This window comes from Kosakonia oryziphila (assembly GCF_900094795.1).
GTDB classification, from domain to species: Bacteria; Pseudomonadota; Gammaproteobacteria; order Enterobacterales; family Enterobacteriaceae; genus Kosakonia; species Kosakonia oryziphila.
In genome coordinates, this window is sequence record NZ_FMBC01000004.1 from 61,106 (window position 1) to 86,497 (window position 25,392).

General features: G+C 52.3%; 23 protein-coding genes. 13 read left to right on the top strand and 10 right to left on the bottom strand.

Annotated elements, in window-relative coordinates:
* Positions 1-7 precede the first annotated feature (7 nt).
* The 3 genes from GA0061070_RS03170 (at position 8) to GA0061070_RS03180 (ending at position 3,324) form a co-directional block, all read left to right on the top strand.
* On the top strand, positions 8-820 hold the full coding sequence (locus GA0061070_RS03170) for a MetQ/NlpA family ABC transporter substrate-binding protein (protein WP_090133575.1): 813 nt from the start codon (positions 8-10) through the stop codon (positions 818-820).
* Between the two features lie 152 nt (positions 821-972).
* Entirely contained in the window at positions 973-2,154 is a 1,182-nt protein-coding gene (locus tag GA0061070_RS03175) for an acetyl-CoA C-acetyltransferase (protein WP_090133576.1), read from the top strand.
* A gap of 489 nt (positions 2,155-2,643) precedes the next feature.
* Positions 2,644-3,324: an oligogalacturonate-specific porin KdgM family protein gene (locus GA0061070_RS03180; RefSeq protein ID WP_074773017.1), complete on the top strand. Its 681-nt coding sequence runs from the start codon at positions 2,644-2,646 to the stop codon at positions 3,322-3,324.
* A gap of 357 nt (positions 3,325-3,681) precedes the next feature.
* On the opposite strand, the gene GA0061070_RS03190 is transcribed toward GA0061070_RS03180, so the two are convergent.
* Positions 3,682-4,857, bottom strand: coding sequence for an oligogalacturonate lyase family protein (locus GA0061070_RS03190; protein ID WP_090133580.1), 1,176 nt, complete (start codon positions 4,855-4,857; stop codon positions 3,682-3,684).
* A 44-nt stretch (positions 4,858-4,901) separates the two neighbouring features.
* Between GA0061070_RS03190 and GA0061070_RS03195 the strand changes: the two genes are divergently transcribed.
* The 4 genes from GA0061070_RS03195 (at position 4,902) to araE (ending at position 8,749) form a co-directional block, all read left to right on the top strand.
* Entirely contained in the window at positions 4,902-5,108 is a 207-nt protein-coding gene (locus tag GA0061070_RS03195) for a hypothetical protein (protein ID WP_090133582.1), read from the top strand.
* A 248-nt stretch (positions 5,109-5,356) separates the two neighbouring features.
* Positions 5,357-6,193, top strand: a complete 837-nt coding sequence (gene kduI, locus GA0061070_RS03200) for a 5-dehydro-4-deoxy-D-glucuronate isomerase (protein ID WP_090133688.1) — start codon at positions 5,357-5,359, stop codon at positions 6,191-6,193.
* A gap of 60 nt (positions 6,194-6,253) precedes the next feature.
* Complete coding sequence (gene kduD / locus GA0061070_RS03205; protein WP_090133584.1) at positions 6,254-7,015, top strand: 2-dehydro-3-deoxy-D-gluconate 5-dehydrogenase KduD; 762 nt, start codon at positions 6,254-6,256, stop codon at positions 7,013-7,015.
* Positions 7,016-7,330: 315 nt separating this feature from the next.
* The gene (gene araE, locus GA0061070_RS03210) at positions 7,331-8,749 is read left to right on the top strand and encodes an arabinose-proton symporter AraE (RefSeq protein ID WP_090133586.1); all 1,419 of its coding nucleotides are present in this window, start codon (positions 7,331-7,333) and stop codon (positions 8,747-8,749) included.
* 46 nt (positions 8,750-8,795) lie between these two features.
* Here araE and GA0061070_RS03215 read toward each other — a convergent pair whose 3' ends face one another.
* The 6 genes from GA0061070_RS03215 to GA0061070_RS03240 all read right to left on the bottom strand — a co-directional run bounded on the left by GA0061070_RS03215 (position 8,796) and on the right by GA0061070_RS03240 (position 15,323).
* Entirely contained in the window at positions 8,796-9,926 is a 1,131-nt protein-coding gene (locus GA0061070_RS03215) for an oligogalacturonate lyase family protein (protein WP_090133588.1), read from the bottom strand.
* A 64-nt stretch (positions 9,927-9,990) separates the two neighbouring features.
* Positions 9,991-11,280 (bottom strand): ABC transporter substrate-binding protein, encoded by a 1,290-nt coding sequence (locus tag GA0061070_RS03220; RefSeq protein ID WP_090133590.1) that lies wholly within the window; start codon positions 11,278-11,280, stop codon positions 9,991-9,993.
* Positions 11,281-11,570: 290 nt separating this feature from the next.
* Positions 11,571-12,698, bottom strand: coding sequence for an ABC transporter ATP-binding protein (locus GA0061070_RS03225; RefSeq protein ID WP_090133592.1), 1,128 nt, complete (start codon positions 12,696-12,698; stop codon positions 11,571-11,573).
* 12 nt (positions 12,699-12,710) lie between these two features.
* On the bottom strand, positions 12,711-13,613 hold the full coding sequence (locus tag GA0061070_RS03230) for a carbohydrate ABC transporter permease (RefSeq protein WP_007370335.1): 903 nt from the start codon (positions 13,611-13,613) through the stop codon (positions 12,711-12,713).
* Positions 13,606-14,496, bottom strand: coding sequence for a carbohydrate ABC transporter permease (locus GA0061070_RS03235; protein ID WP_090133594.1), 891 nt, complete (start codon positions 14,494-14,496; stop codon positions 13,606-13,608). The genes GA0061070_RS03230 and GA0061070_RS03235 overlap by 8 nt, the downstream gene beginning before the upstream one ends.
* Before the next feature lie 503 nt (positions 14,497-14,999).
* A complete protein-coding gene (locus tag GA0061070_RS03240) occupies positions 15,000-15,323 on the bottom strand; it encodes a cupin domain-containing protein (RefSeq protein ID WP_090133595.1) in 324 nt (107 codons plus the stop codon).
* Between the two features lie 151 nt (positions 15,324-15,474).
* Between GA0061070_RS03240 and GA0061070_RS03245 the strand changes: the two genes are divergently transcribed.
* Positions 15,475-16,167, top strand: coding sequence for an aspartate/glutamate racemase (locus GA0061070_RS03245; protein ID WP_090133597.1), 693 nt, complete (start codon positions 15,475-15,477; stop codon positions 16,165-16,167).
* Here GA0061070_RS03245 and GA0061070_RS03250 read toward each other — a convergent pair.
* A complete protein-coding gene (locus GA0061070_RS03250) occupies positions 16,164-17,090 on the bottom strand; it encodes a LysR family transcriptional regulator (protein ID WP_090133690.1) in 927 nt (308 codons plus the stop codon). The genes GA0061070_RS03245 and GA0061070_RS03250 overlap by 4 nt on opposite strands.
* Positions 17,091-17,210: 120 nt before the next feature.
* On the opposite strand from GA0061070_RS03250, the gene lysA reads away from it, so the two are divergent.
* The gene (gene lysA / locus GA0061070_RS03255) at positions 17,211-18,473 is read left to right on the top strand and encodes a diaminopimelate decarboxylase (RefSeq protein ID WP_090133598.1); all 1,263 of its coding nucleotides are present in this window, start codon (positions 17,211-17,213) and stop codon (positions 18,471-18,473) included.
* On the opposite strand, the gene GA0061070_RS03260 is transcribed toward lysA, so the two are convergent.
* Positions 18,470-19,480 carry a LacI family DNA-binding transcriptional regulator gene (locus GA0061070_RS03260; protein ID WP_090133600.1) on the bottom strand — a complete coding sequence of 337 codons (1,011 nt, stop codon included), beginning with the start codon at positions 19,478-19,480 and terminating at the stop codon, positions 18,470-18,472. The genes lysA and GA0061070_RS03260 overlap by 4 nt on opposite strands.
* Positions 19,481-19,752: 272 nt before the next feature.
* Between GA0061070_RS03260 and GA0061070_RS03265 the strand changes: the two genes are divergently transcribed.
* From GA0061070_RS03265 to GA0061070_RS03280, 4 genes are read left to right on the top strand one after another with little or no spacing between them, the layout of a single operon-like run.
* On the top strand, positions 19,753-21,081 hold the full coding sequence (locus GA0061070_RS03265) for a PTS sugar transporter subunit IIC (RefSeq protein WP_090133602.1): 1,329 nt from the start codon (positions 19,753-19,755) through the stop codon (positions 21,079-21,081).
* A gap of 7 nt (positions 21,082-21,088) precedes the next feature.
* Positions 21,089-22,516, top strand: a complete 1,428-nt coding sequence (locus GA0061070_RS03270; RefSeq protein WP_090133692.1) for a glycoside hydrolase family 1 protein — start codon at positions 21,089-21,091, stop codon at positions 22,514-22,516.
* 31 nt (positions 22,517-22,547) lie between these two features.
* Positions 22,548-23,321 (top strand): GntR family transcriptional regulator, encoded by a 774-nt coding sequence (locus GA0061070_RS03275; protein WP_090133603.1) that lies wholly within the window; start codon positions 22,548-22,550, stop codon positions 23,319-23,321.
* On the top strand, positions 23,318-23,767 hold the full coding sequence (locus GA0061070_RS03280) for a GNAT family N-acetyltransferase (RefSeq protein WP_090133604.1): 450 nt from the start codon (positions 23,318-23,320) through the stop codon (positions 23,765-23,767). The genes GA0061070_RS03275 and GA0061070_RS03280 overlap by 4 nt, the downstream gene beginning before the upstream one ends.
* Positions 23,768-23,852: 85 nt before the next feature.
* Here the strand turns inward: GA0061070_RS03280 and galR are convergent, their stop codons facing one another.
* A complete protein-coding gene (gene galR / locus GA0061070_RS03285) occupies positions 23,853-24,860 on the bottom strand; it encodes an HTH-type transcriptional regulator GalR (RefSeq protein WP_090133606.1) in 1,008 nt (335 codons plus the stop codon).
* Positions 24,861-25,392: the final 532 nt, after the last annotated feature.

Sequence of the window (25,392 nt, forward strand, 5' to 3'; positions counted from 1 at the left end):
CACCATCATGAAAAAAACACTGACACTGATTGCCGCAGCAACCCTTAGCGTTCTTAGCTTCTCCTCCTGGGCGGATACACTGACCGTCGGCGCATCCAATGTGCCACACGCGGAAATTCTTGAACAGGCGAAACCGATTCTGGCGAAGCAGGGCATCGATCTCGAGATCAAACCGTTCCAGGATTACATTCTGCCAAACACCGCGCTGGCCAGCCATGAACTGGATGCGAACTACTTCCAGCATATTCCGTATCTGAATAGCGTTATCAAAGATCATGCGGGCGACAAATCCTATGATTTCGTCAGCGCCGGTGCGATCCATATTGAGCCGATTGGTATCTACTCCAAAAAATACAAATCGCTGAAAGACCTGCCGGAAGGCGGAAAAGTGATCATGCGTGATGCCGTTTCTGAAGAGGGACGTATTCTCTCGATCTTTGAAAAAGCGGGCGTGATCAAGCTGAAACCGGGCGTGGATAAAGTGACGGCGCGCATCGACGATATCGTTGATAACCCGAAAAAACTGAAGTTCCTGCCAAACGTGGAAGCGGCGCTGCTGCCGCAGATGTATAACAACAACGAAGGCGATGCGGTGGTGATCAACGCCAACTATGCCATTGATGCGGGTCTGGATCCGGTACATGATCCTATCGCCGTTGAGAGCGGTGAAAACAACCCGTATGCCAACATCATTACCGTACACTGCGGCGATGAGAAGAAAAAAGATATTGTGGCGCTGGTAAACGTGCTGCACTCCAAAGAGATTCAGGACTGGATCCGCACCAAATATAAAGGCGCGGTGATCCCGGTTAACAACTAATCCCCTGCGCGCGGTCTTGCATGGCCGCGCGCCATTTCCTTCTGCCTCTTTGCTTATTCCTTGTGATTAATCTCACCAATTTTAAACATCTGCGTTAACACTCATTAACAATGCACTACTATTGCCGGGTTCAGTCACTGCGGGAGCCTGCAATGAAAGATGTTGTGATTGTGGCGGCGGTGCGTACGCCGATCGGCTGTTTTCAGGGAGCGTTGTCGCGCCATTCTGCCGTGGAACTGGGTAGCCTGGTTGTGCAGGCGCTAGTGGAACGCAGCGGCGTACAGCCACAGGATATTGATGAAGTGATTTTAGGCCAGGTGCTGACCGCAGGAGCCGGACAAAACCCTGCCCGCCAGTCGGCCATCAAAGGCGGCCTGCCGAACACCGTTTCTGCTATTACCATTAACGACGTGTGCGGTTCCGGGCTGAAGGCGCTGCATCTGGCATCACAAGCGATTCAGTGTGGCGAGGCAGATGTGGTAATCGCAGGCGGCCAGGAAAATATGAGCCGCGCGCCGCATGTTCTGACCGACAGCCGCACCGGAGCGCGGCTGGGTAACAGCCAGTTGATTGATAGCCTGGTGCATGACGGCTTGTGGGATGCGTTCAACGATTATCATATGGGTGTTACCGCCGAGAACCTGGCGCGTGAATATGGCATCAGCCGCGAGCGGCAGGATGAGTGGGCGTTAAGCTCGCAGCATAAAGCACGTGCGGCGATTGATACCGGCCGTTTTCGTGACGAAATTGTTCCAGTGGAGACGCAGAGCGCGGACGGTAAGCCGCTGCTGGTGGAGACCGATGAGCAGCCGCGCATCGATCCCACTGCGGAAGCGCTGGTGAAGCTGACGCCAGCTTTTGAACAGACAGGTTCGGTCACCGCCGGAAATGCGTCGCCGCTGAACGATGGCGCAGCTGCCGTGCTGATGATGAGCGAAGGCAAAGCGGCCGAGTTGAATTTACCGGTGCTGGCGCATATTCGCGCCTTTGCCAGTGTTGGCGTCGATCCGGCGCTGATGGGGATCGCGCCGGTTTATGCCATGCGTCGTTGTCTGGAGCGCGCAGGCTGGCAGCTCGATGATGTCGATCTGATCGAAGCCAATGAAGCTTATGCCGCACAGGCGCTGTCTGTGGGGAAGATCCTCGAATGGGATGAGAAGCGTGTTAACGTCAATGGCGGCGCTATTGCGCTGGGCCACCCGATTGGCGCTTCCGGTTGCCGGATCCTGGTTTCGTTGGTGCATGAGATGCAAAAGCGCAATGTCCGTAAAGGGCTGGCGACACTATGTATCGGTGGCGGTCAGGGCGTGGCGTTAGCCGTTGAACGCGATTAATCTCTGCCTTATTGCTAATAAAGATTGCTAATAAAGCCTTCCTCCAGGAGGGCTTTATTATTTGTGATATCAGATGCAGGTGTTGTTTCAATTAAAATAAAACCTCTCTTTCTCATGCTACTAACGCGCTCGATTTTAATTAAAGCACTTTTCTAAATCTTCCCGACTATATTGTTCCCCGTGTTACAGTTTGAAACTATCAAAATAAGCATGCTCATTATTAGTTTGTTTTGGTTGTAGCCATATGTTCTGCATTGTTTTTTCAATTCGCATTGAACTGTGTGTGATAACCGTTAATAGAATAATGATGTGATCTCGCCCCTGTTTATTACTGTTTTTAAGGAAAATTTATTGATATTCATCACGCCGTTATACATAGGCATTTCGCAGGAAAATATTTACGATCGCGATCACTAAAATAAAGTTCCCATAAAAATAAAATGCAATTCCATAAAAATGGAACACAATTTTAATTTATTGAGGTAACTCATGTTTAAAAAATCTCTGGCTCTTGCTTCACTCCTTGGTGCATCCTTCGCTTCACAAGCAGTCACTGTAGATTTACGTCATGAATACATCGATAGCGGTTCAAACGCCGATCGCGTGGCCGTTTCTCACCGCTTTGAAAATGGTGTAGGTTTTGGTGTTGAAGCAAAATGGAAATCGGGCGGCGACGATGCGGATAAACCGTTAACGGAAATCGTCGGTAACGGTCACGAAGAATCCATTAACTGGCGCTGGGCAGCGACCAAGAATATTGCGTTAACGCCAGGTTTTAATATCGAAAGTAAAGATACCAACTCTATCTATAAACCCTATATTCACGCGCAGTACAGCTTCGATAATGGCGTTTATATTGCTGGCCGCTACCGCTATGAATACACACGCAACCCGGATTCCAGTACCGTTGATAACAAGGTCAATAAATTCGATGCATGGATCGGTTGGGCAATGGGCGATTATCGTGTTGAACTGAACTATGTTTACGCTAAGAGCACCGAAGATGTTATTCGCGAGAACAATAAAACCTATTCCAACGAATACAACGCCAAAGTGGCCTATAAACTGGATAAAAACTGGTCTCCGTATGTAGAAGTCGGCAACGTCGGCGTGAAAACCACTGACGAACGCCAGACCCGTTTCCGCGTTGGTGTCGCGTACTCTTTCTGATTGTCTGCATTACCCTCAATAGATTCCCCGGAGTAGTTGGCCGGGGATTTTTATGCCCGTCATATGTCCGTCATACTTCACGCTGCAGGTGCGTTGCATGCCGGATGGCGCGAACGCGTATCCGGCCTACAACAAGACGGTCTTTTTATGTTCTCGTGAATGTATGCCCTAAATAATTCGCGTTGCAGGAAGGCGGCGACGCAGCGAATCCCCAGGAGCTTACTGAAGTAAGTGACTGGGGTTCGCGAGGAAAGCCAACGCATCTGCAACGCGAAGTATGACGGGCATAGGGCATAGGGAGGCAAAAAAAGCCCTCCAAAGAGGGCAAGGCCAGTGACGAAAACACTTACTCAAAATTTATGCTTGCAACAAGGTGCGTTGCCCGGGAAGTTTCGCGATATAGAGCGCCGGTTTGCCGTCTTTATCTGAACTAAACAGAATCGCACCGTCGTCCGGTGTGAACGATGGATGTGGATGGGTCACCTGGCGGCTGTTGGCAAAAGTCGCCCATGAGGTGTCGTGGCGCGCCACGCGGAAATAGCTTTTTTGCGCCACGTCGAAAACATACAAATAAGGATCATTATCGATGGTGTAACCGCCGGTATCTTTCACATCCACCGGCGTGCCGGAACCATCGCCAACCAGTAGTGTGCCGTCGAAATTACTCATCAGATGCGAGCAGGCAGGCATGGGCATTACAGCTTCATTCACGCCGGTATCCGGGTTGAAACGGTAAATCATGCGGCCCTGTTTTCCCTTCAGGTACGAGACATACATCAGCGCAGAACCGTTCGGCACCCAGAATTCGTGCGTGCAGCTTTCACCTTCAGCGTGATCTTTCACTTTGCGCACATTACTGCCGTCTTCGTTCACCAGCCACATTCGTGCGTCCACCAGATCGTGCGGGCCTTCATGGCAGAACGCGATGGTATTGTCGTCGAACGGACGGTAAATGGGATGGCCGAGCCAGATTTTCTCTTCATGGATCATGCTGCTTGCGCCACTTTCCAGATCGACACGCAGCAGGCGGCAGTGTGGCCCTTTGTGGAAGAAATCATGGAACAGTTTCCAGTCATTCAGCGGGGTCCAGTCGCTGGCGGCAATCTCGATCCCCACCAGTTTGCTGCAATCGCTATTGGCAACCCAGGTGCCGTAACCGACCCACTCATCCGGCACGCGATAAACTTCACGCTCTGCCAGCGTCTGTAAATTCACTTCGCGCAGGGTACGATCGTTTTTCACATAGTAGAGCGCGCTGTCATCCGGAGAGAGAAAGCCACCGAAGGTGTTGTCGCCCGCGCCTTCCGTTAACTGAATGGCTTCGGCTTTGGCGATATCCAACAGGTAGTAGTTCCAGTGTCCGTCAAATTCACCGGCGAATAACAGATGACTGCCATCATTAAAGAAACACTTTTGATAAAAGTAATTCCGGTGACAGGTCACTTCCGGTGGGGTTAAGCGGGTGACTTCCGCGCCGGTATCCGGATCGCGGCTGACTACATAATTGAGTTTTACCCGCATGCCTTTCGCCATTATTTCACTCCTTTTTCGGGTCTGCTGGGAAAGCGTGCGTCCCAATGATGACCACTGATTCTCATAAGTTTAAAAATATAGCGTCAAATTATCAAAACATCGTTTCAATATTTGTGATTGCTAACGCACTTTATAAGAAAATTCCAGATATTGCGCCGGACAGGGAGAGAAGAAAAAGCCAGGAGAAGGCGAACTTTAATTTTAAACAGAAAATGTGCCGATCGGCTGCTGGAATTCAAAGTTCAGATTAACTTGTTGTTTTATATCATTAATTTTCAGATAAATGCATAAAGAAAGCCATCTATTGACGCTGTCAATGCCAAACAATCGTGATCGCACTTACAGATTTCATAATAACTAGCAGAAAAATTGAAACGTTGTTTTATTTGCAATTGAAAACGCGTTTTAGCAGGGATAAGATGTATTCAAAGAAGAAATGGAACAATGTTCCTGGTTCCATTTAGCGCTGTTTCGGTCAAAATTTATGTCGGAGGTTATTGTGGAGGTTAGACAAAGTATCCACAGTGCGCACGCCAAAACGCTGGACACCCAAGGCCTGCGCGATGAGTTTTTAGTTGAAAAAGTGTTCGTTGATGACGAATACACCATGGTCTATAGCCATATCGACCGCATTATTGTTGGCGGCATTAAGCCGGTACAGAAAAGCGTCTCTGTCGGCGGCGAAGTGGGCAAGCAACTCGGCGTGGCCTATTTCCTTGAGCGCCGCGAGCTAGGGGTTATTAATATTGGCGGCCCAGGTACCATTACCGTTGACGGCCAGTGTTATGAAATTGGTCATCGCGATGCACTATACGTTGGCAAGGGCGCGAAAGAAGTGGTTTTCGCCAGCGTCGATCACGCAAAACCGGCCAAGTTTTACTACAACTGCGCGCCGGCGCATATGACCTTCCCAACGAAAAAAGTGACTCCTGAGGATGTCGCGCCGGTCACCCTTGGCGATCCGCTCACCAGTAACCGTCGCACTATCAATAAATATTTCGTGCCGGATGTGCTGGAAACCTGCCAGTTAAGCATGGGGTTGACCGAGCTGGCGCCGGGCAACTTGTGGAATACCATGCCGTGCCATACCCATGAACGCCGCATGGAAGTCTATTTCTACTTCAACATGGAAAAAGATGCCTGTGTCTTCCACATGATGGGGCAGCCACAGGAAACGCGTCACATTGTGATGCATAACGAGCAGGCGGTTATTTCTCCAGGCTGGTCCATTCACTCGGGTGTCGGTACGCGTGCGTACACCTTCATTTGGGGAATGGTGGGTGAGAACCAGGTCTTTGATGACATGGATCACGTCGCTGTGAAAGATCTGCGCTAATTGCGGGCAGCATAAAACCATGCCTGTCTCGTGCAGGCGCTGATAGATTAAGGAACTAACATGATTCTGGATGCATTTTCTCTTCAAGGTAAGGTTGCGGTGGTGAGCGGTTGTGATACCGGCCTGGGTCAGGGGATGGCGCTGGGCCTGGCAGAAGCGGGTTGCGACATCGTCGGTATCAATATTGTTGAACCAACAGAAACCATCGAGCGCGTGACCGCACTGGGCCGTCGTTTTCTCAGCCTGACCGCTGATCTGCGTCAGATCGACGGCATTCCGGCTCTGCTGGAGCGTGCGGTTGCCGAGTTTGGCAAAATCGACATTCTGGTTAATAACGCCGGTTTGATTCGCCGCGAAGACGCGATCAACTTCAGCGAGAAAGACTGGGACGACGTCATGAACCTGAACATTAAGAGTGTATTCTTTATGTCCCAGGCTGCGGCAAAACACTTCATCGCACAAGGCAACGGCGGCAAGATCATCAACATTGCTTCCATGCTCTCCTTCCAGGGCGGCATTCGCGTTCCATCTTACACCGCCTCAAAAAGCGGCGTGATGGGTATAACTCGTCTGCTGGCTAACGAGTGGGCGAAACACAATATCAACGTTAACGCGATTGCACCCGGCTACATGGCGACCAATAACACGCAGCAACTGCGCGACGACGAGCAGCGCAGCGCCGAGATCCTTGAGCGTATCCCGGCTGCGCGTTGGGGTTCGCCGAGCGATCTGAAAGGGCCGGTGGTGTTCCTGGCATCGAAAGCATCTGACTACATCAACGGTTATACCGTGGCCGTTGATGGCGGTTGGCTGGCACGTTAATTCACCTGAAGGTGCCTGATAAAACCTGCCTGCGGGCAGGTTTTTTTATATCCGCATAATGTTTGTCCATATGTGTTTAATTGAAAAATCCATATCTATTTCTACTGAAATCACACTCTCATTTATAAAGTTTAAAAAAATTATATAGTTAAAATTAGTTTAGTGCTTAAACTATATTTTCAAAATTGTAAACTCCATCACAAAACATCATGCAATAGCGAATTTATCCATATCTTCGCGAATTCCTCACTGACGCTTTCTGCGATTGCTGGCTTACTTTCATAGAACACCTTACTTTGTGCAGGCAGGGAAAAAATGACTTCTATCAGTAATGACTCTGTAACACTTCCGCGCGCGTTGCGTGATACCCGGCGGATGAACCTGTTTGTTTCTGTTTCGGCAGCGGTCGCCGGGCTGTTGTTTGGCCTTGATATCGGAGTGATCGCTGGTGCGCTGCCGTTTATTACCGATCACTTTGCGTTGAGCAGCCGCCTGCAAGAGTGGGTGGTGAGTAGCATGATGCTCGGCGCGGCGCTGGGCGCGTTGTTTAACGGTTGGCTCTCGTTCCGCCTGGGGCGTAAATACAGTCTGATGGCTGGTGCAGTGCTGTTTGTTGCCGGTTCACTCGGTTCTGCATTTGCCAGTAGTGTAGAAGTGCTGCTCCTTTCTCGCGTGCTGTTGGGCGTTGCGGTGGGGATTGCCTCTTACACTGCACCGCTCTATCTCTCGGAGATGGCAAGCGAGAACGTGCGCGGCAAGATGATCAGCATGTACCAGTTGATGGTAACGCTGGGGATTGTGCTGGCGTTCCTCTCCGATACTGCTTTCAGCTACAGCGGCAACTGGCGGGCGATGCTCGGTGTGCTGGCGTTACCAGCGGTGCTTTTGATTATTTTGGTGATTTTCCTCCCCAACAGCCCACGCTGGCTGGCGCAAAAAGGGCGTCATATCGAAGCGGAAGAGGTGCTGCGGATGCTGCGTGATACCTCGGAAAAAGCCCGCGAGGAGATGAACGAGATCCGCGAAAGCCTGAAATTGAAACAAGGCGGTTTCCAACTCTTCAAAGCCAACCGCAATGTGCGACGCGCCGTTTTCCTCGGCATGTTGTTGCAGGCGATGCAGCAGTTTACCGGTATGAACATCATCATGTATTACGCGCCGCGCATCTTTAAAATGGCCGGTTTCACTACCACAGAGGAGCAGATGATCGCCACGCTGGTGGTCGGGTTGACCTTTATGTTCGCCACCTTTATCGCTGTGTTTACCGTAGATAAAGCGGGACGCAAACCGGCGTTGAAAATTGGTTTCAGCGTAATGGCAATTGGCACCTTGATCCTTGGATACTGCCTGATGCAGTTTGATAACGGCACGGCGTCCAGCGGCTTGTCCTGGCTGTCGGTCGGTATGACCATGATGTGCATTGCCGGGTATGCGATGAGCGCCGCGCCGGTCGTGTGGATCTTGTGTTCGGAGATCCAGCCGCTGAAATGCCGCGATTTCGGGATAACCTGTTCAACCACCACTAACTGGGTGTCGAACATGATTATTGGCGCGACCTTCCTGACGTTGCTGGATGCGATTGGCGCAGCAGGGACGTTCTGGCTCTATACCGCGCTGAACCTGGTGTTTGTTGGCGTCACATTCTGGCTGGTGCCGGAAACCAAAAACGTCACACTAGAGCATATCGAGCGTCGTCTGATGTCCGGCGAGAAACTGCGGGATATCGGGGTTTAGCGGTGTGAAATTGCCCGGTAAGCGCAGCGCCACCGGGCAATAATGGCTACACTCGCGCCAGATAGAGCGCGGGCATTCCTTCGGCGTCCGAGGTGTACAGCACCCACTGATTATCCGGCGTAAACGATGGATGCGGATGCGTCACCTGACGGTTGCCGTCCAGTAATTTCCAGCTACTGTTATGCTGGCAAATCGCTGTCTGCTCGCCGTTGTTGATATTGAAAACCCAGATAAACGGATCATTAAGATGAATATTGCCGGTATGGTGTGGCGCGCCATCGCCGACCACCAGGCTGCCGTCTTCATTACTCATCAAATGCGAGCAGGGTGGGATTGCCATTAACTGGCGATTTTCCAGCGTGCGCGGATCGGCGCTGTAGAGATAACGGTGCGGATCATTTTCCTGATGCGCTACATAATAGAGCGCGGAGCCGTCCGGTACCCAGAATTCATGGGTAAAGTTTTCTCCCGGCTGGTGCTGGCGCACTTTGCGCAGGTTGCTGCCATCTTCATTAATCAACCACATGCGTGCATCAATCACATCGCGCGGCCCTTCATGGCAAAAGGCCACAGTTGAGTCATCAAACGGACGGTAAATTGGGTGCCCCAGCCAACGGTTTTCCTGCAACAACGTGTCGCGTTTGCCGCTGTGTAAATCAATGCGGATCAACCGGCATTCCGGCTGCGTAAAGTAGAAGTCGCGGAATTTTTGCCAGTCGGTCAGCGGTTGCCAGTCGCTTTTCTTGATTTCGATACCAACCAGTTTTGTGCACGCGGAATTCGCCACCCAGGTGCCGTAAGCGACCCAGTCGTCATCCACCTGATAAACGATGTGCTCTTCCAGCGTGAGCAGATCAACGCGCCGCAATTCGCGGCTGTTTTTCACATACCACAGCGAATGATCGTCCGCCGATAAAAAGCCGCCGAAAGTATTATCCCCGGCGCCTTCGGTTAACTGTGTCGCTTCGTGACGGGCGAGATCCAGTAAATAGTAGTTCCAGTGACCTTCAAACGCACCGCCGAAGAGGAGTTTCCCGCCGTCGCGGGTAAAGCATTTTTGGTAGAAGTAATTGCGGTGACAAATAATATGCGGCGGCGTCAGGCGGATAACCTCGTGCCCCGTTTTTTCATCGTGGTGGCGACGGAAGGTGAGTGGAACAATTTTCCCCTTTGCCATCTGCTGCTCCTTGGATAAAAAATACCCTGCCGCAGGCGGGCAGGATATGTTGTGACGGAAAACGTTAGCGCATCGCGCGTTTCAGAATACGTTCAGCCTGGCGCTGGAAGTCAGCGGCTGTTTCTTCCACGGATTTCTGACCATAATCAATGTACTGAATCGCTGTGCCGAACTGGGCAACAATTTGCGGATCGTCAAAGTACGGCGAAACAGAGAGTTTGGTCGGCAGAGACTGTGCCAGGCGCAGACCCGCTACCGATGGATCATTTTCTTTGATCGCACCGTTGGCGGTTAGCGTTTGTACTGCGGCTTTGCTCAGTGGCACGCCACGCTCCAGACCCAGCGTTTCCACACCCTCTTTGCTGTTGAGCAGGAAGTTGACCACCTCTGCTGCTTCTTTCGGATGTTTGGTGGATTTACCAATCGACAGCATCTGCGCCGGTTTGAAGAACAGGCCCGCGTCTGTTGCACCCGGCAGCATCGGGTAATCACCCAGTACCAGTTTGGCTGGCGGCTTCAGGTTGTCGGAGTATTTGGTGATGGTGGAGTTCCACATATAAGTACCGCCCCATTCACCTTCGATCCACGGCTTCATCTCATACATGTTGCTCTTACCGAACGACGCGTAATATTTGGTGTCCGGCATGACATGGCTATCGACCAGTTTTTTATACATCTGGAAGAATTCGACCCACTGCTCGCTGCTGTAGCTGAATTTCTTCGCTTTTTCGTCAACGGCAGGAATGTTGTACTTCTGCACCATGTAAGAGTTCAGCAACGCCAGTGTATCCTGGTGCTCCAGCACCACCGGGTAATACTGTTTGCCAAGCTTGCTTTCGAAAGTTTTGCCTGCGGCTAACAGCTCATCCCAGGTTTTCGGGAAGGTGACACCCGCTTTTTTCCACTGCTCATCGTTAAAGTAGAAAACGCGTGCGGTAACAGAGATCGGAATGCCGTTCAGCTTGCCGTCAATGGTGGTGGATTGTAGCTCTTTGGCGTCGAACTGGCTCAAATCAATAATGCCTTTGAGCTGATTCAGGTCGTAAAAGCCTTCGCCGTTTTTCGAGAAAATTGGCAACCAGTTCCAGTTGGTTTGCATCACGTCCGGTTCGGTGCCGCCAGCGATTTGCGTGGTCAGACGGGAGAGGTGGCCGTCCCAGCCGGTATATTCGGATTTAACGTTAATGTTCGGATGCTGTTTGTGAAACTCTTCCAGCGCTTTTAATGTTACCTGATGACGACCATTGCCCCCCCACCAGGACATACGCAGGTCAATATTATCAGCAGCAGTTGCGGGTACAGCGCACATGCCCAGCGTTGCGGAGATAACGGCGCCTATAAGCACTTTTTTCATTTTTATGCTCCAGAGTTTGTTTTAACTTCATTCTTCAGGTTGCCGCTTTGTTGACTGCGCCTGCGCACCCCGGTCACTTAGAGCCTATCCCATTAGGCTATTTTATTTGCCATTTTGGTCCTGGGCAGTGCTCACAATCCTCACGTACTGAGTGTACGCTCCGGTTGTTGCGCGCTGTCCGTGCCCAAACTGGCTGCAACAATATACGCCTACTGGGATAGGCTCTTATTTAAAAGCTTCCGGGGATGCACTGACTTGCCGCCTCGACACATCCCGAAGTATTTCGTTTTTTATAGGGAAATGTTCTGTTCTGTTTTTGCGTCAAAAATATGACACTTATTCATATCAAACTTAAAATACACCTTACGATGAAGGCCCTTTGCAATCATTGGCTTAGCTTCATCGGAAGGAATTCGTGCCGTTAATTCGTAGTCAGCGACTTTCAGGTAAATAAAGAACTCGTGCCCCATGTTTTCGACACGCACCAGATCGCCGCTGCCGCAGTCTTCATCAAACGGCTCATCGGCAACGGAGACAAATTCCGGACGCACACCGAAGAACACCTCTTTGTCGGCATAGCCCGCGACTTTCTCCTGTTGACGGGCATTCAGTGCCAGCGTTTCATGACCGAGGGTGATATGCAGTTGCTCGCCCTTTTTCACAATTTTTGCCGGTTTGATGTTCATTTCCGGCGCGCCGATAAAGCCCGCCACGAACATGTTTTTCGGGAAGTGATAGAGGTTGTCCGGGGTATCGACCTGCATGATATGGCCGAGCTTCATCACGCAGATGCGATCGCCCATGGTCATCGCTTCGGTCTGATCGTGAGTAACATACACGGTGGTTGCCGGTTTACCGGATTTCTTCAGCTGTTTGTGCAGGTCGGAGATACGGATGCGCATGGAAGCGCGCAGTTTGGCGTCGAGGTTCGACAGCGGTTCGTCGAACAGGAATACATCCGGTTTTTTCACAATCGCGCGGCCGACCGCCACACGTTGCGCCTGACCGCCGGAAAGCTGACGTGGCAGTCGGTCCATCAGCTCTTCCAGTTCGAGGATTTTCGCCGCTTCATCCACCTGTTTAGTGATCTCATCTTTCGGCAGCTTGCTAAGCTTCAGACCGAAGGCGAGGTTTTCCCGCACGGTCATATGCGGGTAGAGCGCGTAGTTCTGGAACACCATGGCAATACCGCGCGCCTTCGGTGCGAGGTTATTGACGACCTTCTCGCCGATGCGTACTTCGCCGCCGCTGATGGTTTCAAGGCCTGCCAGCATACGCAGGGTGGTGGATTTGGCGCAGCCGCTTGGGCCGACAATCACCATAAATTCACCGTCGGCAATTTTCAGGTCGATCCCATGTACCGCTTTAAAGCCGTTGGAGTAGACCTTTTCCAGTTTGTTGAAAATAACTTCAGCCATGATACTTCCCTCTTAACCTTTAATTCCGCTGCTGGTTACGCCCTGTACGAAGTAGCGTTGTGCCAGGAAGAAGACAATGATGGACGGCAGAATGGAGATACTCGCCATTGCCAGAATTTCGTTCCACGGCGCACCTTCTGTCACGTCGATAGACATTTTCAGCGCCAGCGCGATCGGGTATTTATCCACGCTGTAGACGTAAATCAGCGGCCCGATAAAGTCGTTCATTGACCACATGAACTGGAACAGCGCGACGGAGATAATGGCCGGTTTCAGGATCGGCACCACCACATACCACAGCACCTGCCAGGAGTTACACCCGTCGATCTGTGCTGCTTCTTCCATGTCGCGCGGTACGCCGCGTAAGAACTGAATTAACATAAAGACGAAGAAACCTTGCGTGGCGAAAGCCAGCGGCAGATAGAGCGGCATATAGCTGTTGAGCATGCCCATTTCACGGAACATCAGATACTGCGGGATTAGCAACACGGTGCTCGGCAGCAGCATGGTGGCGATCAGCGTACCGAACCAGAAATTCTTCCACGGGATCTCAAAGCGGGCGAAACCGTAAGCCACCACTGTTGAGGATATGATTGTCAGGATCACTTTCGGGATCACATACTTGAAGGTGTTCAGCATGTAATGGCCAAAGGTGTACTCCGTCCCGGTTTTCCAGCCGTTGATAAAACCGTCCCATGTTGCGTGCGTAGGCCACAGCCCCAGCGTGGTGAAGATTTCGTGGTTCGGTTTGAACGATGCCGAGAACATCCACGCCAGCGGGTAAAGCATTAACAGACCGACAAAGAGCAGGATCGTATAGCGGATCCAGGCGCTGATTTTCTCGCGGCGCAGGGTGCGCGCCACTTCACGTTCGGCTTCCTTCATGCCCGGCGTGAGATGTTGGATATCAGCCATTTTTGCCTCCCTTATCGGCAGAGTAGAACACCCAATATTTCGAGGACTTAAAAGCGATTGAGGCAAAGACCGCCACGACCAGGAACAAAACCCAGGCCAGCGCCGCACCGTAGCCCATATCGAAATATTTAAAGGCGGTATCATAGATGTAGAGCGAGAACAGATAGGTGTAATAGGTCGGGCCGCCGCCGGTGATGACATACGGGCCGGTAAACTCCTGAAACGCCTGCGTGGTCTGCATAATAAAGTTGAAGAAAATCACCGGTGTAATCAGCGGTACGGTTACTTTCATAAACATCTGCCACTTGCTGGCACCGTCGATCATTGCCGCTTCATACTGGGATTGTGGGACGTTTTGCAGCGCGGCAAGGAAGATCACCATTGCAGAGCCAAACTGCCACACGCGCAGCAGTGTCACCGACATCAGCGCCAGCGATGGCTCACCCAACCAGTTGACCGGGTCCAGGCCGAACACGCCGATAAAGTTGTTCAACAGGCCATCAATGGCGAACAGTGCGCGCCACAGTACAGCAATGGCGACAGAGCTGCCGAGAATGGATGGAATGTAGTAAGCCGTACGGAAAAAGCCGATGCCGCGAAGTTTAAAATTCAGCACAAAGGCGATACCCAGCGCAAAGGCAAGCTTCAGCGGGATGGTTAAAAAAACATAAGCAAAAGTCACGCCCATTGATTTCCAGAAGAGGGTGTCTTCGGTAAACATGTAGCGATAGTTTTCGATGCCGTTAAATACCGGCGGGCTCATCAAATCATACTCAGTAAAGCTGAGAAAGAGTGATGAAATGAATGGGAAAGCGGTAAAGACTATCAACCCAATAATGTAGGGCGATATCCAGGCCAATCCCAGTAGTCTGTTTTCATTCATACATACCTACCTGGCGAACAATGTGGAATACGGATTCGGAGAGTGACTTTCTCCCGCCCGCGTAGACGCGGGGATAAAAACAGCATTTGTATGTGCGCTTGCTCACAATATTTGCTGTGGCTAGTGCCATGTAAATGTAACAAACAGAAATTATTAGCAAGATATTGATTTTGATAACATCTAAACATGCATTCTTAATTTGTAAAACAACGTTTTAAAATATTTTATTGGGTTTTAAATTTGCGTCATTCGATTAATTCGCGAAATGTGATCAAAGTCGAAACGATGTTTCAATAAAGTGATGTGGCAGCATTTTCCGCCCGAAAAACGCGGGATTTACAGTATGATTCAGGGGAAATAAACACGTAATGTTGTCACGGATTAAGTATCGCGGAATGAAACCATTCAAAATGAAAAGGATTATCGAGTGAATTATTTTACTGTCTGTGGGAAATAAAAAACGCCCCTGGCAATTGGGGCGTTAATTAGGGGACTTACTACAATCACTTTAAGAAATCTTCGCGCACCGGAGTGAAGGTATCAAGCAGGGTTCCCGCCTTCAGGCAGACACAGCCGTGCATAATGTGCGGTTGCTTATAAAGAGTATCGCCTGCAGTGACGATATGTTTCTTATCACCGATGGTAAATTCGAACTCACCGGATAAAACATAGGTGAGTTGTTCGTGAGGATGGTTGTGCATTGGGCCGATGGCACCTTGTTCGAACATGACTTCGACCGCCATCATTTTGCCGCCATGGGCGAGGATACGACGCGTTACACCGTTGCCCAGATCGTCAAGCTGAGTGTCTTTATGGAAGATAAACATCGGGCTGTCCTGTAGTGAAGAAAGTAGTTAATGAAACGTTGTTTCAAAATAATTTATCTCAGCGTTCCGCAAAAATAAACGCGAGACCAGAGAAGTTGAAAGTCGATCACAACTTTGATTGACTGATTGCAAAACCTGACGGAGAAACGCTATGAAAACGATAGGACTGCTGGGTGGGATGAGCTGGGAATCGACCATCCCTTACTATCGCCTGATTAATGAGGGTGTGAAGGCCCGGATGGGAGGTCTGCACTCCGCCAGTTTGTTGCTGCACAGCCTGGATTTTCACGAAATCGAAGCCTGCCAGGCAACGGCGCAGTGGCACAAAGCGGGCGAGATCCTCGCACAGGCGGCCGCAGGTCTGGAGCAGGCTGGCGCACAGGCCATTGTGCTTTGTACCAACACTATGCACAAAGTGGCCGGGCAAATTGAAGAGCGTTGCCATATTCCGTTCCTGCATATTGCCGACGCCACCGGGCGCGCCATTGAAAGCGCAGGTATGCGTAATGTTGCGCTGCTGGGTACGCGTTACACCATGGAGCAGGATTTTTATCGCGGGAGGCTGGAAAAAGAGTTTGGTATCGAAACCTGCGTACCAGGCCCAGAAGATCGCGAACGCGTGAATGATATCATCTTTGAAGAGCTGTGCCTTGGCACATTCAGCGATGAGTCGCGTTACTATTTTATTAATTTGATCAAACAGATGGCGAGCGAAGGTGCCGAAGGGGTAATTTTCGGCTGCACCGAGATTGGTCTGTTGGTACCGGAAAAGAGCAGCCCGATTAAGGTGTTTGACACCACCTCGCTGCACGCGGCTGATGCGGTGAATTTTATGCTATCTTAAGACTCACCCAGCATGGCGGCCAGTGGCTGGGCGATCAGCGGTATGGCTGCCTGTAAATGGTGAGCGAAAGCATCCACCAGCGCTGATGCCGGGCGATGCAGCGGGCGGATCAGGCTAACGGTAAAGGGCACGTCGATACTGAAACGGCGTACGGCGATACCGCTGGCGGCGTAATCCAGCGCCGTCAGTGGGTTAACCACCGAAAGCCCAACGCCCGCACGCACCATTGCGCAAACCGAGGCGGCGCTGTGGGTTTCCAGTACCATTCGCCGTTTCACCTGATGTTCCGTAAACAGCGCATCCAGCAGTTGCCGATAACTGTCGGTACGCGACAGGCTGATGTAATTCTCCCCTTGAAAATCGGCTGGCGTCAGCACCGTTTTGCTGACCAACGGATGATCCTGCGGCATCACACACACTTCATTACAGGTCAGCAGCGGCGTACGCTCGGTGCCCGCCGGAGTACTCAGTGTTTCGGTCAGGCCTAAATCATGACGCTGTGCCGACAGCCACTCCTCCAGCAGCGGCGACTCCTGCGGCACTATGTTCAGGCTGACATCCGGATAGCGGGCGAGAAAAGGCTGTAACAGTAGCGGTAAAAAAGATTGTGAGAAGACAGGCAGGCAGGCGACGGAAAGTTCTCCCTGACGAAACTCGCGCAGGCTTTCGGCAACGCTGACAATTCGGTCCAGCCCGTACCACGAGCGCTGTACCTCTTCAAACAGCCGCAACCCTTGCACCGTGGGATGCAAACGCCCACGTGAACGTTCAAACAGCTTCAGCCCCAGCACCTTTTCACAGCGCGCCAGTTCGCGGCTGACCGTCGGCTGCGAGGTATGCAGCAATGCGGCGGCTTCAGTCAGATTACCGGTGGTCATCACCGCGTGAAAAATTTCGATATGGCGCAGGTTAACGGTTGGCATCGCGGAATCTCGTTGCTGTGGGTTATCCATATCATTTTTGCATAGAGTTGCGATAAAACGATATTTTTTATTCTCTTCGTGCTGTGGCGTAATCAGTAAAAATTGCTGACGGAGTTCACCATGCCACGCTCACTACACCAGACCGATACCGACCTGAATGCCGAAAACCTGCTGCGGTTGCCTGCTGAATTTGGCTGCCCGGTATGGGTTTATGACGCGCAAATTATTCGTGCACAAATCGCCAAACTCAGTGCGTTTGATGTGGTGCGTTTTGCGCAAAAGGCGTGCTCAAACATTCATATTCTGCGCCTGATGCGTGAGCAGGGTGTGAAAGTCGATTCGGTGTCGTTGGGCGAGATCGAGCGTGCATTAGCGGCGGGTTACGATCCGCAAACGCACCCGGACGATATTGTGTTCACTGCCGATGTGATTGATGACGCCACGCTGGCGCGGGTTAGCGAGTTGGGCATTGCGGTGAACGCTGGTTCCGTCGATATGCTGGAACAGCTCGGCGCCGTTTCACCGGGCCATCGCGTCTGGCTGCGCGTCAACCCCGGCTTTGGCCACGGCCACAGCCAGAAAACCAATACCGGCGGTGAAAACAGCAAACACGGTATCTGGTACAGCGATCTCAATGCGGCTCTGGTGGTGATACAGCGCTATCAGTTGAAACTGGCGGGCATTCACATGCACATCGGTTCCGGCGTTGATTACGGCCATCTTGAACAGGTGTGCGGCGCGATGGTACGCCAGGTGGTGGATTTCGGCCAGGATCTGCCAGCGATCTCTGCCGGTGGCGGGCTCTCCATTCCCTATCATGAAGGGGAAGATCAGGTTGATACGGCTCACTATTTTGGCTTGTGGAATGCCGCGCGCGAGCAAATCGCGAAACATCTCGGCCATGCGGTGAAACTGGAGATTGAGCCTGGACGTTTCCTGGTGGCGGAATCCGGCGTGCTGGTATCGCAGGTACGCAGTGTGAAGAATATGGGCTGCCGCCACTTTGTGCTGATCGACGCCGGTTTTAACGATCTGATGCGCCCGGCAATGTATGGCAGCTATCACCACATTACTGCGCTGGCCGCTGATGGCCGCGATCTGCGTCAGGCTGAACTTATCGACACCGTGGTTGCGGGGCCGCTGTGTGAATCCGGCGATGTCTTTACCCAACAAGAGGGTGGGAAAGTGGAAACCCGCGCGCTGCCTGCGGTAAAAGCGGGGGATTATCTGGTGCTGCATGATACCGGCGCGTATGGCGCATCGATGTCGTCAAACTACAACAGCCGCCCGTTGCTGCCGGAAGTGCTTTTTGATCATGGCGTTGCGCGCCTGATCCGCCGTCGTCAGACCATCGACGAGCTGCTGGCGCTGGAGCAGTTCTAATCCTGATACGGTCCTGCCGCCACCGAGTCGCGCAATACCAGCGTGCCGGTAAACGGTGGGATCGGTTCAATTTTGTCGGCATTCGCCAGTTTGATAGCCTGATCGATAGCGGTGGTGATCATGGTATCGATCGGCAGATAGACCGTTGACAGCCCTGGCTCCAGCCAGCGGGCGCTGGGCGCATCATCAAAACCAAACAGCGAAATATCCTGCGGAATGCGCAACCCGGCCTGGTAAAGCGCCTTCGACGCGCCGAGCGCCATATCATCGTTACAGGCGAACAAGGCGCTGAAATGCGTTCCTTCCTGCAACATTTCACGGCACAATTCATAGCCGCGCGTCATGGTGGCGTCGCCGTATTTTACTCTTCCCTCATCCCAGTTAATGCCGTGTTTTTCCAGCGCCTTACGATATCCCATTAGTCGCGCTTTGCCTGTGGGGGTATGAATCGGCACGGTGATGCAGGCGATCTCGCGATGGCCAAGGCCCGCCAGATAATCCACCGCCTGGAAAGCGGCATCCTGCTGCTCGAAGAAGACACATTTGTCATGGGCCTGGGATAATTCGCGGTTGATCACTATCAGCGGCATCGGCGTTTCATCGATCAAACGTAGGATACTCTTTTCACTCATAAAACGGGTGTAGAGAATAATGGCATCGCAGCGCCGGTCCGCCAGCATCTGCACCGCCAGCATTTCCCGCTCCGGCGTGTCGTGACCGTCGGTGACAATCAACTGCTTACCGTGAAATTCAGTCCGGCGCGAAGCCTGCTGTAGCAGGCAACCAAAATAGAAACCGTCAAAGCTGGAAACCACCAGGCCAATGCTATTACTGGTGCGATTCGCCAGCGATTGCGCCAGAAAATTGGGGCGATACCCCAGCTCTTCCATCGCCTTAAAAACCTGAGCGCGGGTGCTCTCTTTGACTTGCCCCGTCTTGTTGAGCACCCGGGAAACCGTCGCTTTCGACACGCCTGCGCGTAGTGAAACATCCAGCATTGTGACCATGACACGCTCTCCGCATTAATGGGAGGCAGTTTAACACACTCATTGCGCGGGTTAAGACGCAGCGATCTGGTTTGGCTTAAGTACGGAAATATCCCTGAAAAAACTAAGGTGGTATGCCAATGTGGGTAATCGCCTCGTTTTGGAATACCAGTAGAGGGCTTGCGAGCCGTGTCACAGAACTTTTCCAGCGCTATCGCTATTTTTGGTATGCCAAATGGAATCCGGCTGTATACCTGTACCGATAAAAAGCCCCTTAACTGAGGTGTGACCCTATGGCCCTACAAGAAAAACTCATCGATTCTCTGGGTAGTTTCGCCACCAAGTTCAACAGCTATCGCTATATCATGGCGATCAAATCTTCGTTTATTACGCTGATGCCGGTCATTATTGTCGGCGCGTTCTCGGTGTTGATTTCCAACATGGTGCTGGATCCGAAAAATGGTCTCGCCAGCTTCCAGGCGCTGTCGTTTCTCGCTGCGCTAAAACCGATTACCAGCGCCCTTAACTACGCCACGCTGAACTTTCTCAACATTGGCGCGGTGTTCTTAATTGGGATTGAACTGGGGCGCATTAACGGCATCAAGTCGTTGTTTCCCGGTCTGCTGGCGGTGATCTGTTTTATCTGCGTGACGCCCACCACCGTCGAGATGCTGGTGGATGGTCAGATGCACGTAGTGAAAGATGTGCTGCTGCGCCAGTTCTCCGATACCCGCAGCCTGTTCCTCGGCATGTTTATCGCCATTTTGTCGGTGGAAGTTTACTGTTGGCTGGAAAATCGCGAGAGCCTGAAGATCAAAATGCCGGATACCGTGCCGCCGAATGTTTCCGCCTCGTTTTCGGCGCTGATCCCGGCGATCATTACCACCACGCTGATCGCCACTTTCGGTTTCGTCTTCCATCAGGTGACCGGCATGTATCTGTATGACGCCGTTTATCAGGTGGTGCAGCAACCACTGGAGCGCGTCGTACAAAGCCTGCCCGGCATTTTGCTGCTGATGTTTGTCGCGCAACTGTTTTGGGTGATCGGCATTCACGGTAATCAGATGATCAAACCGATCCGCGAGCCGCTACTGCTGGGGGCGATCACCGTCAATATGAGCGCCTTTGAACAGGGTAAAGAGGTGCCGAACATCATCACCATGCCGTTCTGGGATGTGTACATGAGTATCGGCGGTTCCGGCCTGACCATCGGGCTGCTGATTGCGGTAATGATCGCTACAAAACGCAAAGAGATGAAAGAGATCGCCAAGCTATCAATAGGGCCGGGGATCTTCAATATTAACGAGCCGGTGATCTTCGGTATGCCGATCATGCTGAACCCGATCCTTGCCATCCCGTTCATTATCACCCCGCTGGTGACCGGCTCGATCGGCTACTTTGCGACGGTAACCGGTTTTGCCGGGAAAGCGGTGGTGATGGTGCCCTGGACGACGCCGCCGTTGATCAATGCCTGGCTCTCCACTGCGGGTTCGATGGGCGCGGTGGTTACCCAGTTAATTTGCATTATTACTGCCGTCGTTATCTATCTGCCGTTTGTGAAGATCGCCTCCCGCCGCGCAGAACAGGCGCAATTACAGGCGCAAGCCGCCAACAATGCATGAGGATGCTATGAGTACAAAAAACATTGCCATCCCGCCGTCGTTTATTCTGGGCGCGGCGGCATCGGCCTGGCAAACCGAAGGCTGGGAAGGGAAAAAAGCGGGTCAGGATTCGTGGCTTGATCTCTGGTACAAAAACGATCGCCACGTCTGGCATGAAGGTTATGGCCCGGCGGTAGCAACAAATTTCTACCAGCGTTTTCGCGAAGATGTGCAACTGATGAAGCTGGCGGGGCTGACCCACTACCGCACCTCGATCAACTGGTCGCGCTTTCTCACCGATTACGAGCAGGCCGTGGTAGATGAGACTTACGCCAGCTATTACGACCAGCTTTTTGATGAGATGCAGCGCCACGGTATTACGCCGATGATCTGCCTGGAGCACTACGAACTGCCGGGTTATCTGCTGGAAACGTACGGTGGGTGGGCATCGAAGAGAGTGGTCGAACTCTATCTGCTGTATGTTGAGAAAGTGTTTGAGCGCTTCCACCATAAAGTGACGCGCTGGTTTACCTTTAATGAACCGATTGTGGTGCAAACTCGTGTTTACCTTGATGCGCTGCGTTGGCCGTATGAGCAGAACACCAACACCTGGATGCAGTGGAATCACCACAAAAACCTGGCGACGGCAAAAGTGGTGAAGCTGTTTCGCGAGAAGGGCTACGCCGGAACCGTCGGTTGCATCCTCAACCCGGAAGTGACTTACCCGCGTTCCAGCGCCCCGCACGATGTGCTGGCGGCACAGCGTTACGATCTCTTCTATAACCGCGTGTTCCTCGATCCGCTGGTGAAAGGCCACTATCCGCAGGAGCTGGTGGATTTGCTGGAAAAACATAATGTTAAATGGGATTACAGTGCAGAGGAACTGGCGATCATCCGTGACAACACCGTCGATGAACTGGGTATCAATCTTTACTATCCGCATCGTGTGAAAGCGCCGTCGCGCGCCTGGCACCCGGAGACACCGTTCCATCCGGCGTATTACTATGAGCCGTTTGAGTTGCCAGGCCGAAAGATGAACAAATCGCGCGGCTGGGAGATCCTGCCGGAGATCATCTATGACATGGCGATGCGCATAAAAAACGAGTATGGCAACATTCCGTGGTTTGTTGCGGAAAGCGGCATGGGCGTGGAGAACGAAGGGCAGTTCCGCAATGCCGAAGGAACCATCGAGGATGATTACCGCATTGAGTTCATCGCCGCACATCTGTATCAGACACTGCGGGCGCGGGAAGCGGGCGCGAACTGCCAAGGTTATATGCTGTGGGCGTTTACCGACAATGTTTCGCCAATGAACGCCTTTAAAAACCGTTATGGGTTGGTGGAGATCGATCTGCAACACAACCGCGATCGGCGGGCGAAAAAATCGCTGCGCTGGTTCCGCGCGCTGAGTGATGAACGCCGGTTGACCCTTACCCTTGATGATGAAGTAAGATAGCGCGCAATAACTGATAAGTGCAGGTGATATTGTGGAGAAGGCCGTCGTTCCGCCGGAAAAAAAACAGTACCAGGAGATTGGCGAGGATCTACGCGAGCAAATCATCCAGGGGCATTATCCCGTTGGCTCCCGTCTGCCGCCGGAGCGCAATATTGCCGAAAAATATGGCGTCAGCCGCACCATTGTGCGCGAAGCGCTGTTGATGCTGGAATTGCAGGGCACGGTTGATATTCGCCAGGGTTCGGGTGTCTATGTAATGCGTATTCCGCAGGCTCATGAAAACGAGGAAGAGCGCTTTCTCAGCAGCGATGTTGGCCCGTTCGAGATCCTGCAAGCACGCCAACTACTGGAGAGTAATATTGCTGCCTTTGCGGCGACGATGGCGACGCGAGCGGATGTTGACAATCTGCGGCGCATTCTCGAACAGGAGCAGCGCGCTATCGCCCTGAATGACACCACCCAGGACAACAGCAAGATGTTTCATCTGGTGCTGGCCGGGGCTTCGCAAAACCAGATGCTGCTGGCAACGGTGGAGAGTATCTGGCACCAGATGGACAGCAGCCCGCTGTGGCAACAGTTTAATGTGCATATTGCCAGCCGTCCGTATCGGCTGAAATGGCTGGGCGACCGGCAAACACTGCTGGCAGCGGTGCGTCGCCGCGATGTGATGGGCGCATGGCAGTCGATGTGGCAGCATCTGGAAAATGTCAAAAAAAGCCTGCTGGAGTTATCTGATGAAGATGCGCCGGACTTCGATGGCTATCTGTTTGAGTCCGTTCCCATCTTCCAGGGGAAACTAATGTGAAAATTCTTCCTCTCTACGAAGTGCCATACTTTGCGGCGCAGGTTATCGAGTGGCTGTGGCATGAGTTTGGCGATTCCCTGCCGCGCGATTTTTTCGCCAGCATTATTGATCACAGCCAGACGCCGGGCGCGTTACCGCTGTCGTTTGTGCTGGTTGACGGCGATGAATTGCTGGCAACCGTGGGGCTATGGCGTTGCGATTTGATCAGCCGTCAGGATCTCTTTCCGTGGCTGGCCGCGCTGTATGTAAAAGAAAGTGCGCGTGGACAGGGGCTGGCCGGGCAGCTACAGCAGCATGTGATGGCGCAAGCAAAAGCAATGGGATTTAACCAGTTACACCTCTATTCTGCCTGCCGCGATTTTTATGAGCGCTACGGCTGGGAGTATATTGGCGACGGGCTGGATTATCCGGATACCCTTGTGCATTTGTATCGCATTGCGCTGTGAGTTTTTCGGCCAAATGCAGAGGAGTATGCAGGCCGGATAAGCGTTAGCGCCTTCCGGCCTGCAATAAGACTCAAGGCAGCCTGCGTTAACTCTCCTGCGGGGCAATCACTGAATGGCGGCGAACCAGCGTCGGGTTAAACAGATGTGTTACCTCCGGTAGCGGCCGGTTTTCCGCCAGCGCCAGCGCCAGCTCGGCGGCCTGTGTCGCCATGGTGACAATTGGGTAACGAACGGTGGTCAGCCGGGGGCGCACATAGCGCGACACCAGCACATCGTCAAAGCCAATCAGCGAAATCTCGCCCGGCACATTGATGCCATTATCATTAAGTACGCCCATTGCGCCTGCTGCCATGGAATCGTTGTAACAGGCGACGGCGGTGAAGTTTCTGCCGCGACCTAACAGTTCGGTCATCGCCTGTTCGCCGCCGCTCTCGTCTGGCTCGGCAAACGTCACCAGCCGGTCATTGCACGGCAGGCCATTCTCTTTAAGCGCATCGTAATAACCCTGCAAACGATCTTCCGCGTCGGAAATGGCGTGGTTTGAGCAGAGGTAACCTATGCGCGTATGACCTTGCTGGATCAGGTGGCGGGTTGCCAGCCACGCGCCGTAGCGGTCGTCGAGTGCCACGCAGCGCTGTTCAAAACCCGGCAGAATACGGTTGATTAGTACCATGCCTGGGATTTGCTTCATCAGCGAAGCCAGTGCTTCATCGGGGATGATCTTGGCGTGTACCACCAGCGCGCCGCAGCGATGGCGGATCAACTGCTCAATGGCTTTGCGCTCTTTCTCTTCGTTGTGGTAGCCGTTGCCAATCAGCAGAAAATTACCGGTAGCGGAAGCGACTTGTTCAACGGCTTTTACCATCGCGCCGAAAAAGGGGTCTGAAACATCGCCCACCACCAGACCGACGGTTTCCGTAGATTGCTGCGCCAGCGCGCGGGCGTTGGCGTTCGGGTGATAATTCAGCGCATCCATTGCACTCTGCACCGCCAGCCGTGAGGATTCGCTCGCTTTTGGCGAGTCGTTAATCACACGGGAAACCGTAGCAACGGAGACGCCAGCCAGCCGTGCTACATCTTTTATGGTCGCCATGGCGCACCTTCCTTAGGGGTAAGCGTTTACACACTGCGTAGTGTTACGGAAAAGCGAAGGCTAATCAAGGTGGTTACCCGATGGCGGTGCGCAAACGTGAACTGACGCGGTGGAAAACCGTGGAGCCGTTACACAAAAAAGTTTTGCCGATTAATACAGGAAAAACCTTTAGTTACACTTTGCGCAAAGCTGTTTCGATTGTCTGCTGGTGACGCGTTCTCCCTCATGACAGAGTGGTTATCCCAGAGGTATTGATAGGTGAGCGCAACCCCCGGGTTGCATACTCGAATTACACCAACCTGCGCAGATGCGCAGGTTTTTTTTGCCCGCGTTGTAACAAGCTGAGTGAATCGACATACCTCGTTTCACTTCGGCTCATTCCCTTGCTTTTTCCCGCTGGCGGTATGTCCGCGTCAACGCCAAAATTAAGATCCCAGAGGTATTGATTGGTGGTTTATTCGGTACGCTCTTCGTACTCATTTCTTGCACCAACCTGCGCGGACGCGCAGGTTTTTTTTTGCTCTGAATTTCT